15 protein-coding genes are annotated in these 16,107 nt (G+C 45.4%); 2 read left to right on the plus strand and 13 right to left on the minus strand.

The window, feature by feature from the left end; translation table 11 throughout:
- The first annotated feature begins 24 nt into the window (after positions 1-24).
- Complete coding sequence (locus C7R56_RS07130; protein WP_086628267.1) at positions 25-243, plus strand: DNA-directed RNA polymerase subunit epsilon; 219 nt, start codon at positions 25-27, stop codon at positions 241-243.
- Positions 240-1,916: a ribonuclease J1 gene (gene rnjA, locus C7R56_RS07135; RefSeq protein ID WP_107995875.1), complete on the plus strand. Its 1,677-nt coding sequence runs from the start codon at positions 240-242 to the stop codon at positions 1,914-1,916. The genes C7R56_RS07130 and rnjA overlap by 4 nt, the downstream gene beginning before the upstream one ends.
- A gap of 62 nt (positions 1,917-1,978) precedes the next feature.
- Here rnjA and C7R56_RS07140 read toward each other — a convergent pair whose 3' ends face one another.
- The 13 genes from C7R56_RS07140 to recD2 form a co-directional block, all read right to left on the minus strand.
- Entirely contained in the window at positions 1,979-2,287 is a 309-nt protein-coding gene (locus C7R56_RS07140; RefSeq protein ID WP_107995876.1) for a HesB/YadR/YfhF family protein, read from the minus strand.
- A 98-nt stretch (positions 2,288-2,385) separates the two neighbouring features.
- Positions 2,386-3,018: a response regulator transcription factor gene (locus C7R56_RS07145; RefSeq protein WP_086985367.1), complete on the minus strand. Its 633-nt coding sequence runs from the start codon at positions 3,016-3,018 to the stop codon at positions 2,386-2,388.
- A gap of 45 nt (positions 3,019-3,063) precedes the next feature.
- Positions 3,064-4,134 carry a sensor histidine kinase gene (locus C7R56_RS07150; RefSeq protein ID WP_107995877.1) on the minus strand — a complete coding sequence of 357 codons (1,071 nt, stop codon included), beginning with the start codon at positions 4,132-4,134 and terminating at the stop codon, positions 3,064-3,066.
- Positions 4,131-4,865, minus strand: coding sequence for a cell wall-active antibiotics response protein LiaF (liaF, locus tag C7R56_RS07155; protein ID WP_159072190.1), 735 nt, complete (start codon positions 4,863-4,865; stop codon positions 4,131-4,133). The genes C7R56_RS07150 and liaF overlap by 4 nt, the downstream gene beginning before the upstream one ends.
- A 293-nt stretch (positions 4,866-5,158) precedes the next feature.
- Positions 5,159-5,638, minus strand: a complete 480-nt coding sequence (gene greA, locus C7R56_RS07160; RefSeq protein WP_086628273.1) for a transcription elongation factor GreA — start codon at positions 5,636-5,638, stop codon at positions 5,159-5,161.
- A gap of 251 nt (positions 5,639-5,889) precedes the next feature.
- Positions 5,890-6,519: a uridine kinase gene (gene udk, locus C7R56_RS07165; protein ID WP_107995879.1), complete on the minus strand. Its 630-nt coding sequence runs from the start codon at positions 6,517-6,519 to the stop codon at positions 5,890-5,892.
- Positions 6,520-6,560: 41 nt separating this feature from the next.
- The gene (gene mltG / locus C7R56_RS07170) at positions 6,561-7,733 is read right to left on the minus strand and encodes an endolytic transglycosylase MltG (RefSeq protein WP_107995880.1); all 1,173 of its coding nucleotides are present in this window, start codon (positions 7,731-7,733) and stop codon (positions 6,561-6,563) included.
- Positions 7,734-8,009: 276 nt separating this feature from the next.
- Positions 8,010-8,342 (minus strand): DUF1292 domain-containing protein, encoded by a 333-nt coding sequence (locus C7R56_RS07175; protein WP_086628276.1) that lies wholly within the window; start codon positions 8,340-8,342, stop codon positions 8,010-8,012.
- 85 nt (positions 8,343-8,427) lie between these two features.
- Complete coding sequence (gene ruvX, locus C7R56_RS07180) at positions 8,428-8,844, minus strand: Holliday junction resolvase RuvX (protein WP_106448780.1); 417 nt, start codon at positions 8,842-8,844, stop codon at positions 8,428-8,430.
- On the minus strand, positions 8,841-9,110 hold the full coding sequence (locus C7R56_RS07185) for an IreB family regulatory phosphoprotein (RefSeq protein ID WP_086941762.1): 270 nt from the start codon (positions 9,108-9,110) through the stop codon (positions 8,841-8,843). Before C7R56_RS07185 ends, ruvX begins: the two co-directional genes overlap by 4 nt.
- Before the next feature lie 211 nt (positions 9,111-9,321).
- Positions 9,322-11,973: an alanine--tRNA ligase gene (gene alaS, locus C7R56_RS07190; RefSeq protein ID WP_107995881.1), complete on the minus strand. Its 2,652-nt coding sequence runs from the start codon at positions 11,971-11,973 to the stop codon at positions 9,322-9,324.
- Between the two features lie 320 nt (positions 11,974-12,293).
- Positions 12,294-13,397, minus strand: coding sequence for a DUF7278 family profilin-like fold-containing protein (locus tag C7R56_RS07195; RefSeq protein ID WP_107995882.1), 1,104 nt, complete (start codon positions 13,395-13,397; stop codon positions 12,294-12,296).
- Between the two features lie 211 nt (positions 13,398-13,608).
- Positions 13,609-16,107 (minus strand): SF1B family DNA helicase RecD2, encoded by a 2,499-nt coding sequence (gene recD2, locus C7R56_RS07205; protein WP_107995884.1) that lies wholly within the window; start codon positions 16,105-16,107, stop codon positions 13,609-13,611.

Here is a 16,107-nt window from a genome sequence, read left to right on the forward strand (position 1 = left end):
AATAAGAAAAATGGAGTGAACTATATGATATTTAAAGTAACATACCAACCAGCAAAATTTGATGCACCTACCAGAGAGAACACGGAATCTCTATACGTGGAGGCATCAGACATCGTAATAGCCAGAAGATTAGTTGAACAAAATACCCCTTACAACATTGAATTCATTCAACCTTTGGAAGGCAGCCATTTAGAATACGAACAAAAAGATCCGAATTTTAAAATCACGGAGTTCAATGTATGAAACCTAACATAAAAAATAATGAAGTCGGTGTATTTGCCCTCGGGGGTTTAGGGGAAATCGGCAAAAATATGTATGGCATACAATTCCAGGATGAAATCATCATTCTTGATTCCGGGATCATGTTTCCGGAAGATGACTTGCTTGGCATTGATTATGTGATACCCGACTACAGTTACTTGGTGCAAAACCAATCCAAAATCAAAGGATTATTCATTTCTCACGGACACGAAGATCACATCGGTGGTGTCCCGTTTCTTTTGAAAGAATTGAATGTCCCTATCTATGCAGGCAAACTGGCGCTTGCCATGATCCGCAACAAATTGGATGAGCACGGCTTGCTCAGGGATGCTATCCTGCACGAAATCAATGAAGATTCAATCATCAAATTCCGTAAAACCAGCATCAGCTTCTTCGGAACAACGCACAGCATACCGGACACTATGGGGATCGTGGTCAAGACTCCTCCTGGTAACATTGTGTTTACAGGAGATTTCAAGTTCGATTTCACACCTGCAAACGGAAAACCGGCAAATATCCATAAGATGGCTAAAATCGGTGAAGAAGGCGTGCTTTTACTTCTGAGCGACAGCACAAATGCGGAAACACCGACATTTACCCAATCTGAGCAAATTGTTGGTCAATCCCTTAAAAACATCATTCAAAAAGTTTCGGGAAGAATCATTTTTGCTTCCTTCTCGTCCAATATCTACAGATTGCAACAAGTCACTGAAGTCGCGCTCGAAACGGACCGGAAAATCGCTATATTTGGTCGCAGCATGGAGACGAACTTCCGTACGGCTAGAGAATTAGGCTTCATCGTGGCACCGGATGATCTGTTCATCGACACGCGTGAATTGAATAGCCTTCCTGCGGATAAGGTTCTGATCATGTGTACGGGATCGCAAGGCGAACCGATGGCTGCATTAAGCCGGATTGCTAATGGCACACACAGACAGATTTCCATTCAACCGGGTGATACGGTCATTTTCTCAAGTTCACCGATTCCGGGCAACACAACCAGTGTCAATCGCGTCATCAACCTGCTTTTGGAAGCTGGGGCAGCCGTTGTTCACGGTAAAGTAAACAACGTCCACACTTCCGGACATGGTGGGCAACAAGAGCAGAAGTTGATGTTGACCTTGATGAAACCAAAATACTTCATGCCTGTCCATGGAGAGTACCGGATGCTGAAGATTCATACAGAATTAGCAGAAGCAGTCGGCATTCCAACCGAGAATTGCTTCATATCCGATAATGGGGAGATCCTTGCTTTGACGGCTGAGTCGGCGAGACGCGCCGGTAGCTTTACGGCAACGGACGTCTATGTGGATGGAAAAGGCATCGGTGATATCGGGAACATCGTCCTGCGCGATCGCCGTGTCCTTTCCGAGGATGGCCTTGTAGTCGTGGTATTGACCGTCGATTTCCGCAACAAAGATTTATTGGCGGGGCCGGACATCCTTTCGCGGGGATTCATCTATATGCGTGAATCAGGCGATTTGATCCATGAAGCACAAGCAATCGTCCGCCAGGATGTTCTTTCTTTGTTGAAGAGCCCTGATGCTGTAACCGAGAAGAAATTGAAGGACACGGTTACGAACGCCATTCAGCCTTACCTGTATGAAAAAACGGAGCGCCGTCCTATGATTGTTCCCGTCATTATGGGCGTCTGAACCTGAAAACCTGAACTGAACACAAAAAGAGGGCCTGGATCAAAAATCCAATGCCCTCTTTTTCATTTATCCTCTTTATTTTGTGCGATGAAGTTATACTCCGGTTCGCGTTGATTTTCATCGAAACCGACTTGCAGGTCATAGCCATTAAAGAACCAATCATCCGCATCCTCTACATAATATAAAATGCCATTGTACTCGGCTTTTCCAATCGGAGATACTGGCTCATCCACATCAAGCCCAACCGAGAACCCTTCATGTATTTGGCTACTGCCATACACTTTCCCAAGGAAACGAACCCCTTTTTTGCCTGAAATGCCCATTTCCTGTTCAAACCACTTTTGTGCGCGTTCACTGATCTCTATTTTCATCTAGTCGCTGATCGGATAATCAGCCTGCCCCCCTCACTACTCTCTATCATAATCATCTTATCATAAGGAAGCATCATTTTATAACACTTTGCTCAAAGTCACTGGATCAGATGATGCTTGAATGCATAAATCGTAGCCTGGGTTCTGTCATCCACTTCCAATTTTGTCAAAATGTTGGATACATGCGTTTTGACTGTCTTCAGTGTGATGAACAGTTGGTCGGCAATGTCCTGATTGGAGTAACCTTGCGCGATGAGCAGCAATACTTCCCGCTCTCTGGCGGTCAACTCTTCATGCAACGGCCGGATATTTCTTTTCGAGAAGCGCTCCAGCATTTTATCCGTCACTTCTGGCTCCAGGACTGACTCGCCGTGATAAGTCGAACGGATCGCGTCTGCGATTTCATGCGCTGAAGAAGTTTTCAGCATGTAACTGGAAGCCCCAGCTTCCAATGCCGGATAGACTTTCTCGTCATCGATGAAACTGGTGACGATGATAATTTTTGCTTTGGGCCATTCGTTCAGTATCGCTTTTGTCGAAGCAATGCCATCCATGACTTCCATGACCAGATCCATCAAAATGATGTCTGGGCGCAAATCTAAGGCCATTTCATAGCCAATTAAGCCATTTTCCGCTTCCCCTATTACTTCAATGTCATCTTGGATGGACAAATAGGCCGAATATCCCAGCCTCACCATCTCGTGATCGTCGATAATCAATACACGTATCAATCTGAACCCTCCTAAAGAAACTTTTTCTCAGAAATTTTTGTCATCCTATTCAGCACTTGCGTCGTTTGTATTCACATTCGTATTAGGGATGCGTATTTCGATCACGGTCCCTTTTTTAGGGAAACTAATGATTTTACAGCTCCCACCCATCCCCTGCACGCGCTCCTTAATGTTCATCAGACCATAGCTGCCGGATTTTTCGACCGAAGTATCAAAGCCGACGCCATCGTCATAAACACGGAGACTGATTTCCTGCAAGGTTTGTTTCAGATACACTTCTAGATTGCTTGCCTTTGCATGCCTCAGGGTGTTCGAAAGCAACTCCTGGACAATACGGAAAAAATGATCCTCGATGCCGCTCATCGTGTGGACATCATCGATTTCCCATTTAATCGCAATTTGGACTTTAGACTTCAATTCCACCAGCAACTGTTCGATCCCTTTTTTCAAGGATTTCCCTTCGAGTTTAGTTGGACGAAGATGAAGGAGCAACGCTCTCATCTCCGACTGGGACTCATTGATGATGTCTTCTATGAGCCGCATCTGTTTCTGTATTTTTTCCGGAAAAGCATCCGACCGCTCATTGACCGCCGACAACATCATCATAGCGGCAAAGAGTTGTTGGCTGACGGAATCATGCAGTTCCCTCGCAATGCGATGCCTCTCCTGTTCGAGAATTTCTTCTTTTGTTTCGTTGCCGATCTGCTGAGGATTTGCACTTAAATGCTGCACTTCCCGAGACAAGCTAAGCATCTTTTTCCTGAGCATTTCAATTTCAATATGGATTGCATGGCAATACTGATCCAAAAATAATGATTTATCTCGTTTGTTGTTGAATACCGTATGCTCATAATTGCCAAGGTAAAGCCAATGCAATTTGTCCTTGATGCGAGTTTCTTGATTTTTTAAATAAAAGTGAGCGATCCAGGTTACAACGATGGCAGCAAAAAGCAGCAACACGATGATGTAAAGAAATGCCGGCACATAAAAACGATCCACCTCGACCAGTTCCTGATAACTTAAATACGGCCTCAGGGCAAATAAAACACCAGCCACGATAAAAGCAAAGACGCCGAGTATCGTACTGAACAGAATCAAAACCGCGCTTCTCCTCATAGATAGATCACCTCCAAATCACCCAGCAGGCTATTGGAGACGATTTTGATTTTTCGATTTGCCTCATCGTAGCCCCGGCTATACAATTTAACTGTTTCATTGGTCAAGTCCAATTCATCTTCGTTGAACATAAGTTGGCCTTTGATGGTGGAATGATGGACAGCCACGCCGATTCCTAAAGGTACGATTACCCTGGTCTTTCCGAACCCTTTGCGTATCAGAATGATGTTTTCCTCTTTCGGCAACAACGTATTCCCCAAATCGATTATGGTATCACCCATGAACACAGTCAGATTGACATCATCCCATTCATAGACATCTGTCCCGAGACTGGTGTTTCCAATCCATTTTTGACGCTTTCTGGAACCGTTTCGCTGTTCCGGTTCTTTCGTTTTGACTGTACGAAATGCTTTTTCTTCCCAAGGAACGTCAACAAAAGTATCCAGCTTCAACTCAGACCAGATCCCTTTGCCGTTGATGACGACGAACAATATGAAAAAAATCAACATCAGCCACACTGAGAAAGTGGAAAGTATGCTCATGCCTACCATAAACCATCCGACCAAGCCAAGAATCTGACGACGCTCGCCTTTTCCGGTGCCAAATTTTATAAATATCAGCCCGAATACAAAGACCAACAGCAAATCTGTGTCCTGTACCAACTGGAACACGACCGCCAACCCCAACAGGCCTTCAATGAGCATGAATAATTTTAAGGCACTCTTTTTCATCCTGGGCCCCTCCCTTCTCTTCGATGTTTTATACATTTCCGCTGAACGCTAGCTTACAAGTGCGACAACCAAGAATGCAAGTATCTGCTTCCATTATAGATTACCTGGACCGCTTTGACAGTGCGCTAAGGATGGATAGTGCACTAAGACTAAAGTCGTACAGTCCATTTGAATGCATATCCTTTGTCATTTATACTCGATCAGCAAAAACGGAACGTAAACAAACAGAGGATAGGACAGCAAAATCATTTCGAATGATTTTTGTCCTACCCTCTTCTTCTTGAATGCTTTATTTAAGCTTGTTCTATTCTGACGATTTTCACGTTCATATCGCCGCCCGGTGTGCCGATGGCGACTTCTGCGCCGATTTGCTTGCCTAACAGGGCTTTAGCGATCGGAGAATCGTTTGAAATCTTACCTTCAAGCGGATCTGCTTCTGCACTGCCGACAATGGTGTACGTTTCTTCATCGCCATCCGGTAATTCTACGAATGTCACTTTCAGTCCAATCGAAACCACATTGCTGTCGACGTTTTGTACTTCAATGATTTCCGCAAAACGGATCATTTTTTCCAATGTTGTGATGCGGCCTTCGACGAAAGCTTGTTCGTCTTTTGCAGATTCATATTCCGAATTTTCGGATAAATCTCCATAGCTTCTGGCAATCTTGATGCGTTCAACGATTTCTCTTCTTTTGTTCACTTTTAAGTCTTCAAGTTCAGCTTCTAATTTGGCTTTACCTTCAGCTGTCATCGGATATGCTTTTTCGATCATAAGAAATATGCCCCTTTAAAGTAATGATTCAATATTCAATATGCAGCACAGGATTGCAGTTCCCTTTTTTTATTGATAGCTGTCCCCGAAAGCCAAACGGATCTGGGACAGGTAGCATGTCATCCAAAGAGAAATAATCATTTCCTGTGGCTCTACATCGTTTATTGGCTGCCTAATTAATAGTGAATTTAAAATACCACTTAATCCCAGTAAAAGCAATTATATTTTTAAAATATTACAGGTATTTATTATTATTCTGCATTTCCAGACAAAATTGAGGCAATTTTTGTGGTCATCAGATCGATTGCGACTTGATTTTGTCCACCTTCAGGAATGATGATATCCGCAAATTTTTTGGTTGGTTCGATGAATTGCTGATGCATCGGCTTGACCACTGTCAGATATTGATGGATGACAGAATCAAGTGTCCGGCCTCTTGATTCCATGTCGCGTTTGATTCTGCGGATGATACGGATGTCATCATCCGTATCCACATAGACTTTGATGTCCATCAGATCGCGCAGTCGTTGATCCTCTAAAATCAGGATTCCCTCAACAATTATGACTTCTTTCGGCTCGCGGTGGATCACTTTATCGCTGCGCGTGTGCTTAGAGTAGTCGTAAACCGGTTGCTCGACGCTCTCGTATTGTATCAATTTTTTAAGATCCTCGATGAACAGATCCGTATCAAACGCAAACGGATGATCGTAGTTTGTTTTCAGGCGTTCCTCAAACGGTAGATCGCTTTGATCTTTGTAATAAAAATCCTGTTCCAACAGCAAAATGGAAACATCGGTAAACTTGTCTAAGATGGCCCGACTGACACTGGTTTTCCCGCTTCCCGATCCCCCTGTCACCCCGATAACGATAGGTTTTTTCACTGGTGTTTCTTCCTCTCTTCTTGCAACTCACTTTATTCGCCTTATTCGCTGTCTACGTATTGGCTTTGCAATTGTAAATGTTCTTCATATGTTTCGGAAAAATAAACGATACCGGTTGTTGTGTCTGCAACGAAATACAGATAGTTAGTATCCGCTGGTGACAGCGTCGCTTGAATGGACCCTTCGCTTGGACTGTTGAATGGCCCAGGACCCATGCCTGTATTCCTGTAAAGGTTATAAGGCGAATCTATTTCAAGATCATCGAACGTCACTAATTCCTTGTGTTCATTCAGCGCATACAAAATACTGATGTCCGATTGTATCGGCATATCGATTTCCAGACGATTAAAGAATACGCCGGCAATATTCGCACGATCTTCCTGAGTAACACCTTCTTTTTCGACAAGTGAAGCAATCGTCAGAATTTCATGAAGCGTATGACCCGAAGAAGCAATCTGTTCTGCATAGGGCGTAAGCACTTCATTCGTCTTCTGCAACATCTGTAAAATGACTTCATCCAAACTGTTTCCGGTCAAATAATCATAAGTCGCCGGATAGAGGTAGCCTTCCAAACGATAACGCGTATCGGTGCGTTGGGATGCTTCAGTCAAAATATCAGGGTACTGTGCAGCCGCATTCGTCAGGAATTCCGCATCATTCACTTTCTCAAAAAATTCCTCAGCTGTGAAATCCGTCTTTTCTTCGACTTCCGCTGCGATTTCTTCAATCGTGTTGCCTTCTCTTACGATGATTTTGTGATCGCTCGATTGTGGCACAGGACTTCCGCCTGCTTGAAGCGTCGCAATGATGTCATTCAGACTCATGGAAGGCGATAATTCATAAAAGCCTGCTTGGAAATCAGAAACATTTTGCGTCTTGATATAGTAGTTGAAGATGGTCGCGTTTTTGATGACGTTTCCTTCTTCCAAAAGCTGCGTGATCCCTTTTGTGGACGTCCCAATCGGAATTTCCACTTCGACGACTTCCGTACTTTCTGGTTCCAAAGGCTGAAGTGCATCTGTTATATATTTGTAGCCGGCAAAGCCAACGATGACTCCTAACAGGATACCTATCGTTACGATTGCAAAAACAATTTTCCGCACTAGTGACCGTTCTTTTTTGCGTATTTTCATTTTGTCTACGGCTTCTTTCTCCAACGTAGGCCGAATGAGTTTTTGTTGCTCTTGAGGCTCTTGCTGATCATTTTGTGACAAAGACTAGCCCTCCTTACTTGAGTATATGGCTGTTGATAGTCCATCAGCCATTCGACTTCCGTAATTATACACGAAAACCAATATAAATTGAATCTTTTTCGTTATTTGCATAGACATCTAGAGCATATTGGACAGTTTTCTCATTATTTTATCAGTTCGACTCCGTTTGGATGCCAAAAGCTCAAAAACAGCATTGCAACATCCGCAAAACAAAAGAGGATCCAGACAATAGTTGTCCTGATCCTCCTTTATTTTCTTTAGAAGTCACTTACACTATTATTGAAGGTCTTCGTCTTCCATAAATGTGTTCAGGACTTCTTCGATCATATCCCACTCTTCATCCGATTCGATCGGCTCCAAATCGCCTTCTCCGCCATCTTCTGTTTCAACATAGGAATAAGCTTGCAATTCGATTTCTTCTCCTTCAGGAGCTCCTGCTGGGTAAACCAGCACATAGGACTTTCCGAAATCTTCTGATTCGAAAGTGAATAAGATTTCGAATAACTCTTCATTTCCGTTCTCATCCACGATTGTGATGTGCTCGTGGTTATCTTCATGGTCATGGTCGTGATTGTGGTCATGATCGTGATCGTGATTATGTTCAGTCATGGTATGCACCTCTTTATCTAAGTATTATTTTTATCGTTCAAACAAAGGATATTGTAACGCAAATAGGACAAAAAAACCACTCTCTTTACTGGCTGTCCAAATAATTCTGAAGAAGTATGACAGCAGCAAGTTTGTCGATAACCTTTTTCCGTTTTTTGCGGGAAACATTTCCCTCATTAATCAACATTTTTTCTGCTTGCACAGTGGTAAGTCTTTCATCAACGTAATCGACCGGCAAACCCAACTCTTTTTCAAGCAAATTCCCATAAGCGATGGAAGCCTCCGCCCGGAAACCAATGCTGTTGTCCATATTTTTGGGCAAGCCAAGTACAAACTTTTCAACTTCGTATTCTTTGACCAATTCGGCAATCCGCTCAAGGCCAAATACGCCATTGGCCTCATCGATTTTGACGATTTCGATCCCCTGCGCCGTCCATCCCATCGGATCGCTGATGGCCACTCCTACCGTTTTTGATCCGACATCCAAGCCCATGAGCCTCATTGGATGATTCTGCCTGTTCCAGAAAGATAGCTCTTCACTAATTCCTCCATTATTTCATCACGTTCGTGACGGCGGATCAGGTTTCTGGCATCGTTATGACGCGGGATATAAGCTGGATCGCCAGAAAGCAGGTAGCCCACAATCTGGTTGATAGGGTTGTATCCTTTTTCTTCCAATGCGTCATAAACAAGGGCTAATGTCTCTTGTACATTCTTTTTCAGATTGTCATCAAAATTGAATAACATCGTTTCATCTTTCGAACTCATAGCGACACCCCAGTTTTCTTTAGTATATTTACCATTTTACAAGAAATCACAAAAAACTACAACAAAGAAATGCCGCTGCCCTCTGCGGATGGGCGTCGCGACTTGTCCAATTTCCCTCCTGTTGGTATATTCCGCATTTTTTTTCATGCGGATTGGCCCAACAAACAGGGACCGGCATCTTGTCTAGATGCCCGCCCCTGAGAAAGGATGCTTACTTTGTATTTTCCTCGATCCAGACGCCAACGTGTTTCAGGGCATCCGGGATGCCTGCTGGGTTATTTCCACCTGCTTGTGCCATATCCGGACGTCCGCCGCCTTTGCCCCCAGCAAATGGAGCAAGTATCTTGATCAAATCGCCGGCTTTTAGACCTTGTTCCAATTTCTCTTGGGAGACTGCCGCCAGCATATTGACTTTGCCATCTGTAGCCGAAGCTGCCACGAAGAGATCAGAGACAGCTTTTTGACGCCATTGGTCAGCCAATTGACGCAACGCGTTCATATCCTGATTTATTGTTTCATAGGTGATATATGTGACACCATTGACGGTTTCCACGTTTTCAAAGAGATCTTTGGCTTCGGCATTCATGATTTTTGCTTTCAAAGACTCATTTTCGCCTTGCATTTCCTTCATTTCTTGTTTGAGCTGATTGATTTTACCGGCTACTTCTTTTGTTTGTTGGGCTTTCACAAGCTGTGCCGCCTCGCTCAATTCAGCTTCTTTTGTGCGGAAATACTGATAAGCTGCCTGGCCGGTCACTGCCTCGATGCGTCGGACACCTGCACCAATTCCGGATTCGGACAAAATCTTGAAGACTCCGATATCCTGCGAATTCTGTACATGAACCCCGCCACATAGTTCGACTGAATAGCCACCGACATCGACGACTCGGACTTCTTTGCCATATTTTTCACCAAACAATGCCATGGCGCCCATTTCTTTCGCTTTATCGACGGTTGTTTCGACCGTTACGACAGGCAATGCTTCCCAAATTTTTTCATTCACTATTTCTTCCATCCGTACCAACTCTTCTGTTGTTACTTGGCCGAAATGCGTGAAGTCAAAACGAAGTTGATTCGGGTTTACCAGCGAACCGGCTTGATTGGCATGATTTCCCAATACATCCTTCAGTGCTTGGTGCAATAGATGGGTCGCCGTATGGTTCCTTGTGATGCTTCTTCTGCGCGCTTCATCCACGTGCAGGATATAAGTTTCGTTCGAATGGATTTCTGTCAGGACACGCGCAATATGCATGGTTTGGCCATTAGGGGCGCGCTTGACGTCTTCGATTTCTGCGATCACTTCACCAGCTTCGGTTTTGATCGTTCCTCTGTCCGCGACCTGTCCACCCATTTCTGCATAGAACGGTGTTTCGCGGAAAATGATCTGAACACGATCATCTGCAGCTGCTTTTTCGACGATTTCGTCATTCGCAACCATCACTGAAAGCTCGGACGAAATTTTTGTTTGGGCGTAGCCGGAAAACGTGCTCGGAACCAGCACTTCAGCCCAGACCGGGGATTGCACGGAGAAGGAGTCTTCCACTTGTCTGGCTGCACGAGCGCGGTTCCGTTGTTCTTGCATCTCTTGGTTGAACCCTGCTGTATCGACTGTGAAGCCTTTTTCTTCGGCATATTCGCTCGTCAATTCCAACGGGAAGCCGTATGTATCATACAGTTTGAAGGCATTCGTGCCGTTTACGACCGTTTCACCTTTTTCGTTCATCTCTTCAAAGACGTTGTTCAGGATTTCCATCCCTTCATGGATCGTTTCCTGGAAACGTTGCTCTTCATTCGTGATGACTTTGATGATGAAATCTTGGTCTGCTTTGACTTCAGGATAATAAGATTCCATGATGGCTGCCACAACCGGAACCAATTCGTTCAGGAACATTTTTTCGATGCCCAATTTTTGGCCATGCATGACGGAGCGGCGGATCAAACGACGCAAAATGTAGCCGCGGCCTTCATTTGATGGCAAGGCACGGTCCCCTATCGCAAAGCTAACGGCGCGGACGTGATCAGCGATAACTTTGAAGGAAATATCCAATGTTTTGTTTTCGCCATATTTCTTGCCGTTGCTCAACGTCTCAATTTTTTCGATGATCGGCATGAACAGATCCGTTTCGAAGTTGGTCGGTGTGTTTTGGACTACGCTTGTGACACGTTCCAGACCCATCCCCGTATCGACGTTTTTGTGCGGCAGCGGCTCATAGGTGCCATCCGGCTTGTGGTTGAATTCAGAGAATACTAGGTTCCAGATTTCCAGGTAGCGTTCATTTTCACCGCCCGGATACATTTCAGGGTCTCCGTCAGGCAAATCCTGGAAGGATGGTCCGCGGTCATAGAAGATTTCCGTATCCGGTCCGCACGGTCCTGCGCCGATATCCCAGAAGTTGTCCGCAATCGGAACGATATGATCTTCCGGCAAACCGACTTTTTCCTGCCAAATGCGTTTTGTGTCCGTGTCTTCCGGATAATAAGTGACGTAAAGCAACTCCGGATCGAACGCCAACCATTTTTCATCAGTCAGGAATTCCCAAGCCCAAGGGATCGCTTCTTCTTTGAAGTAGTCCCCGATCGAAAAATTCCCCAACATTTCGAATAATGTGTGGTGTCTTGCCGTCACGCCCACATTTTCGATGTCGTTTGTGCGGATGCTTTTTTGAGCATTGGTGATGCGCGGATTTTCAGGGATCAATGTGCCATCAAAATATTTTTTCAGCGTTGCGACGCCTGAGTTGATCCATAATAAGGTAGGGTCGTTGACCGGTATCAGCGAAGCGCTCGGTTCCACTTTCGACCCTTTCGTTGCCCAAAAATCAAGATACATTTGACGGATGTCACTGCTTTTCAGATTCTTCATTATTACCTTCCTTTTCTCTTCATTTATTTTTGGAGTGGAAAAAATAAAAAACACCCCACTGCATACAAGGACGAATGACGCGGTACCACCTTGTTTGCAATGAAATGTTTTGATCATTCATTACCTCTCGGATCCGTTAACGCTGGAAGCGATAGTATTTCTACTATATTTACGCAAAGGGAGCATAAACGGATGCGTTTCCTTTCACCAAACGGAAACTCTCTTTTGTTATCCATTCCTATATCCTCTGCTTCAATCAAAAACTAGTATAACCAAAATACCGGTCGCTTGCAAGCAGTTCTTCAGAAAAGCAGAACAGGTCACATTTCGATGCGGATGGAGCGTCTTGCGCAGTAATAACCGGGTGTCAATAGCCCTTGCTTCTCCTTTAAAGCATCCGCATAGTTTTCATAATAGGTAGCGTAGGGCAGGAGTTTCTCCAGTATATTCTCGGCTTGAATGAAAATCCAGCCGCCTTTGGCCAACAACCCGTCTTCGACAAGTTCCGGTCCCCAGCCCATATTGGCTATTTCCAAGCCAAACATGTTTTTTTTATAGAGATAGCTATCTTCGGGTTCGAATAGGTTACGATGCAACTGATTGCCCCAACGGAAAAGCCTGCGCGTCGATGCGCCGCAGCAATATTCCCATTCATCGCTGGACAGCAACCCCATGCCATCTTTCTCCAATTGCTTGCGCATCTCTGCATAAGTGGTCTGGTAAGGCGCGAAAACTGTGTAAGAATCCAAATCTTCGTTCTGTTTCAGGAAGAAAGAATCATTTTGGACCAGATGCGCCGGAAAATCCGCAAATATCGATGATCCGTTTGCGCTCGGCATCAAGGCTTGATGGATGTCCTTCTCGTGTATGCTGAACCAATCGCTTTGGCCCTCAAATTTCCCGTTTATGACTGCATAATTCCCGACTTTCGTCATCCCCACATAAGTCGGACTGACTTCCACCAATAATGGAGGGATCTCTGTCGTCCGAAGCTGCGACATTTGGCTGTTGACCAATTCTTCCAATTCATTCAAAGAATGGATCGGTTCGATTTTCTTCTTCATCCAATGATCGTCATGCAAAAATTCAGCGCCTTGAACAGAAAGTTTCAGGCAATTTTCGATGGCGAGGTACATCTCTTTCCTGTCAGAGCTGATGTCCAATGGGTCCAGGCCGTTGATTCCGCTGTCCCATCCGAGGACGGCCTCCTTGTGCCCGGGTACAAAAACAAACGGTGCGCCGTTGATGTCCACTGTAAACGTTTCGGTCTTGATGCCGCCCATCTGATAATACGCCGGACGGATATCCGCGACAGACAAAAGCGGATTCACAAAATAACGGACAACGCTGCTGGCCAGAACAAGCTTGTGCTCCATCGGGATGTTCTTCCAGTTCGGATTCATCAATTGATCAAATAGTTCCATTATACCACTCTCTTCTTGTAGCTGTATTGGAAAACCAGTAAATTGCTTTACTGTCAGTATAGCAGAATATTGAGGCGGCGAGTAGCTTATTTCTTTTGCTGAAGGGAGCGCCTATAGAGGCACCGTTGATTATTGCGGACGGCGCCGCTGATTTTCTGAAAGCAGAAAAGTCCGCAGACAAATTCTTCATTATCTGCGGACTTCTCCCGGATTATTTTTCATTCATGAAAGTTTCCGGTGTTATATTTTCCATGCCAATCATCGGATCGATGCTCCCATCGGAAATGTGTTCGATCGTCAAATGGTAGATGGGTATTATTTTTGGAGATTCTTTGTTTTCTGGCTTTTGGGTTGCAGATTCGGTAGTTGTTTCGATGAGTGATTCAGCAGTCTCAATTCCAACACTGGGTGCTTTCGTTTCCTTGATTTCTGCGGGTTCTTCCGCAGTGAAGACTTTGTCATTGTTCAGGTTGCGTTCCAGTTTTTCGTGCAGCATCGTTTTCCGGATATCACCGGTGCTTACGACTGCCGTTTCGAAAGCTTCGTAATCGCCGCACAAAATCAATTTGCTTTTGCTCCTGGTGATGGCTGTGTACAGCAGATTGCGGCGCAGCATCCGCCCGTACTGTTTCACCATCGGCAGAATGACCATCGTAAATTCGCTGCCTTGTGATTTATGGATGGAACAACAGTAAGCCAGCACGAACTTGTTCCAATTATTACGATTATAGGTGACTTCGACAGTATCGAATAGGACCGTGATCTGGTCGACTTTCTCTTCCGTCTCTTTAGCGAATTGGATGGCAGTGATTTCACCCATGTCCCCGTTAAAGACATTATTTTCCGGTTGATTCACCAACTGAAGCACTTTATCGCCTACCCGATAGACGACATCGAAAAAAGCAACTTCGCGTCTTTTCTTGTTCCCCTTCGGATTGAAAATTTCCTGCATCATCGTATTGATGGCATCAATACCGGCAGCGCCTTTGTACATCGGCGCCAGAATCTGGATGTCTTTCGCGGTGAACCCTCTTGATTTTGCCTTTTCGACGACTTGCCGGATAACCGGCTCGATCTGATGCGTTTGGCAAGGCAGAAACGACCGGTCCGCTTGATTGTTCCGGAAATCGCGTGGGAGGATGCCGTTCTTGATTTCGTGCGCCAACGGAATGATTGAGGAATCGCCAGATTGTCTGAATATCTCATTCAGCTCGACCTGCGGCAATGATTTGCAGTTCAATAGATCAAACAACACTTGGCCCGGCCCGACCGACGGCAATTGGTCCTTATCCCCGACAAACAGCACTTGCATGCCCGACGGCACCGACTTCAGGAGCCGGTGCATCAACCATGTATCCACCATCGAAACTTCATCGATGATCAACAGCTTGCCTTCCAGCTCTTGCGTATAAAGTTCTTCGGATTCCTTTTCCTGGCCCGTCAAGCCCAGTAAGCGGTGAATCGTGCTGCCGGGCAGACCTGTCGTTTCCTGCATACGTTTTGCGGCCCGTCCGGTCGGAGCGGCAAGTAATATCGGGAAAAGTCCATCTTTGTAGTCGTGAGGGTCTTCCGGCAAATCGTTTAGTTCGGAGAACATGCGGACGATCCCTTTCAGAACTGTCGTTTTGCCGGTACCAGGGCCTCCGGTCAGGATGAAGAACGGTGAAAGCAAAGCTGCTTTAATCGCTTCGATTTGGGAGGCGCCATAGCGGATCTGCAGGTTTGATTGCAGCTGCTCGATTTCCAGATCCAAATCCACTCCCGGATAAGCAATTTTCGTTTTTCGTTTCAGAAGTCTGTCGATCGATGAAGCGATGCCTTCTTCGGCGAAATAGAGAGACGGGATGGCAAAACGGCTGTGATCCTCGACCACTTTCATGTCCATCACCATCTCCATCAGCGCTTCGATGACGGGCGCATCCTCGATGATGAAACGCCGGCTTTGCTCAAGCAAATGGATCGTCCGCTCAAGCAAGACAGTCCCGTCGACATACGTATCCCCGTTCGAGAGGCAAAGTTCCTGCAACGTCGCGAACAAGCCACCCTTCAGCCGGCTTGTGTGATCCGGAGCGAAATTCAACTCCTCCGCCAATTGATCGGCCTTCTTGAAACCGATGCCTTCAATGTCCTCGAGCAGGCGGTAAGGATTTTCGTTAAGGACAGTCAGCGTTTCGGTGCGGTAAAAATGGAAGATATTCGCCGCCTGATTATTGGAGAATCCATAGTTTCCCAAAGCAATCAGGATTTTTTCGGTTCCTTGCGTCTGCATCAGGACATCGCGCATCATTTCTCTCTTTTTGGGTGTCATGCCGCTGATGTTTTTCAGAGCTTCCGGGTCATCGAGGATGACATCGACTGCCTCCTCGCCAAAAGTCTCGACGATTTTTTCTGCCGTGCGTTTACCGATGCCCGGGAACCGTTCCCCCGACAAGAATGCAATCAACCCATTCTTGGATGTGGGTTTTTCCTGCTGGTAGGAATTGGCTTGGAATTGGACGCCGTATCTCGGATGCTCCACGACCTCACCGAAAAAGCGGTAGGCTGTATCTTCGGTTATTTGCCCAAAGCTTCCCGTCACTACAATTTCCTCATTCTTTTGTGGGAGATTCGATTCACTGACTGAAATCAGTATGACCTTGTAGAAATTACTCGCGTTTTCAAAGAAAATCGCTTTGAGTTCTCCAACGATATAGCCTTGTTCTGTATCCAT

The sequence above is a fragment of the Trichococcus paludicola genome (assembly GCF_003052295.1).
GTDB lineage: Bacteria > Bacillota > Bacilli > Lactobacillales > Aerococcaceae > Trichococcus > Trichococcus paludicola.

What these genes read in the sequence shown, in the direction of transcription:
- ruvX (WP_106448780.1), bottom strand. Translation starts at nt 8,844, where the DNA reads ATGAGGCTCATGGGCTTGGATGTCGGATCAAAAACGGTAGGAGTGGCC.
- C7R56_RS07175 (WP_086628276.1), bottom strand. Translation starts at nt 8,342, where the DNA reads ATGACTGAACATAATCACGATCACGATCATGACCACAATCACGACCAT.
- C7R56_RS07185 (WP_086941762.1), bottom strand. Translation starts at nt 9,110, where the DNA reads ATGAGTTCGAAAGATGAAACGATGTTATTCAATTTTGATGACAATCTG.
- liaF (WP_159072190.1), bottom strand. Translation starts at nt 4,865, where the DNA reads ATGAAAAAGAGTGCCTTAAAATTATTCATGCTCATTGAAGGCCTGTTG.
- C7R56_RS07195 (WP_107995882.1), bottom strand. Translation starts at nt 13,397, where the DNA reads ATGGAACTATTTGATCAATTGATGAATCCGAACTGGAAGAACATCCCG.
- C7R56_RS07140 (WP_107995876.1), bottom strand. Translation starts at nt 2,287, where the DNA reads ATGAAAATAGAGATCAGTGAACGCGCACAAAAGTGGTTTGAACAGGAA.
- greA (WP_086628273.1), bottom strand. Translation starts at nt 5,638, where the DNA reads ATGATCGAAAAAGCATATCCGATGACAGCTGAAGGTAAAGCCAAATTA.
- C7R56_RS07150 (WP_107995877.1), bottom strand. Translation starts at nt 4,134, where the DNA reads ATGAGGAGAAGCGCGGTTTTGATTCTGTTCAGTACGATACTCGGCGTC.
- alaS (WP_107995881.1), bottom strand. Translation starts at nt 11,973, where the DNA reads ATGAAGAATCTGAAAAGCAGTGACATCCGTCAAATGTATCTTGATTTT.
- rnjA (WP_107995875.1), top strand. Translation starts at nt 240, where the DNA reads ATGAAACCTAACATAAAAAATAATGAAGTCGGTGTATTTGCCCTCGGG.
- C7R56_RS07130 (WP_086628267.1), top strand. Translation starts at nt 25, where the DNA reads ATGATATTTAAAGTAACATACCAACCAGCAAAATTTGATGCACCTACC.
- recD2 (WP_107995884.1), bottom strand. Translation starts at nt 16,107, where the DNA reads ATGGATACAGAACAAGGCTATATCGTTGGAGAACTCAAAGCGATTTTC.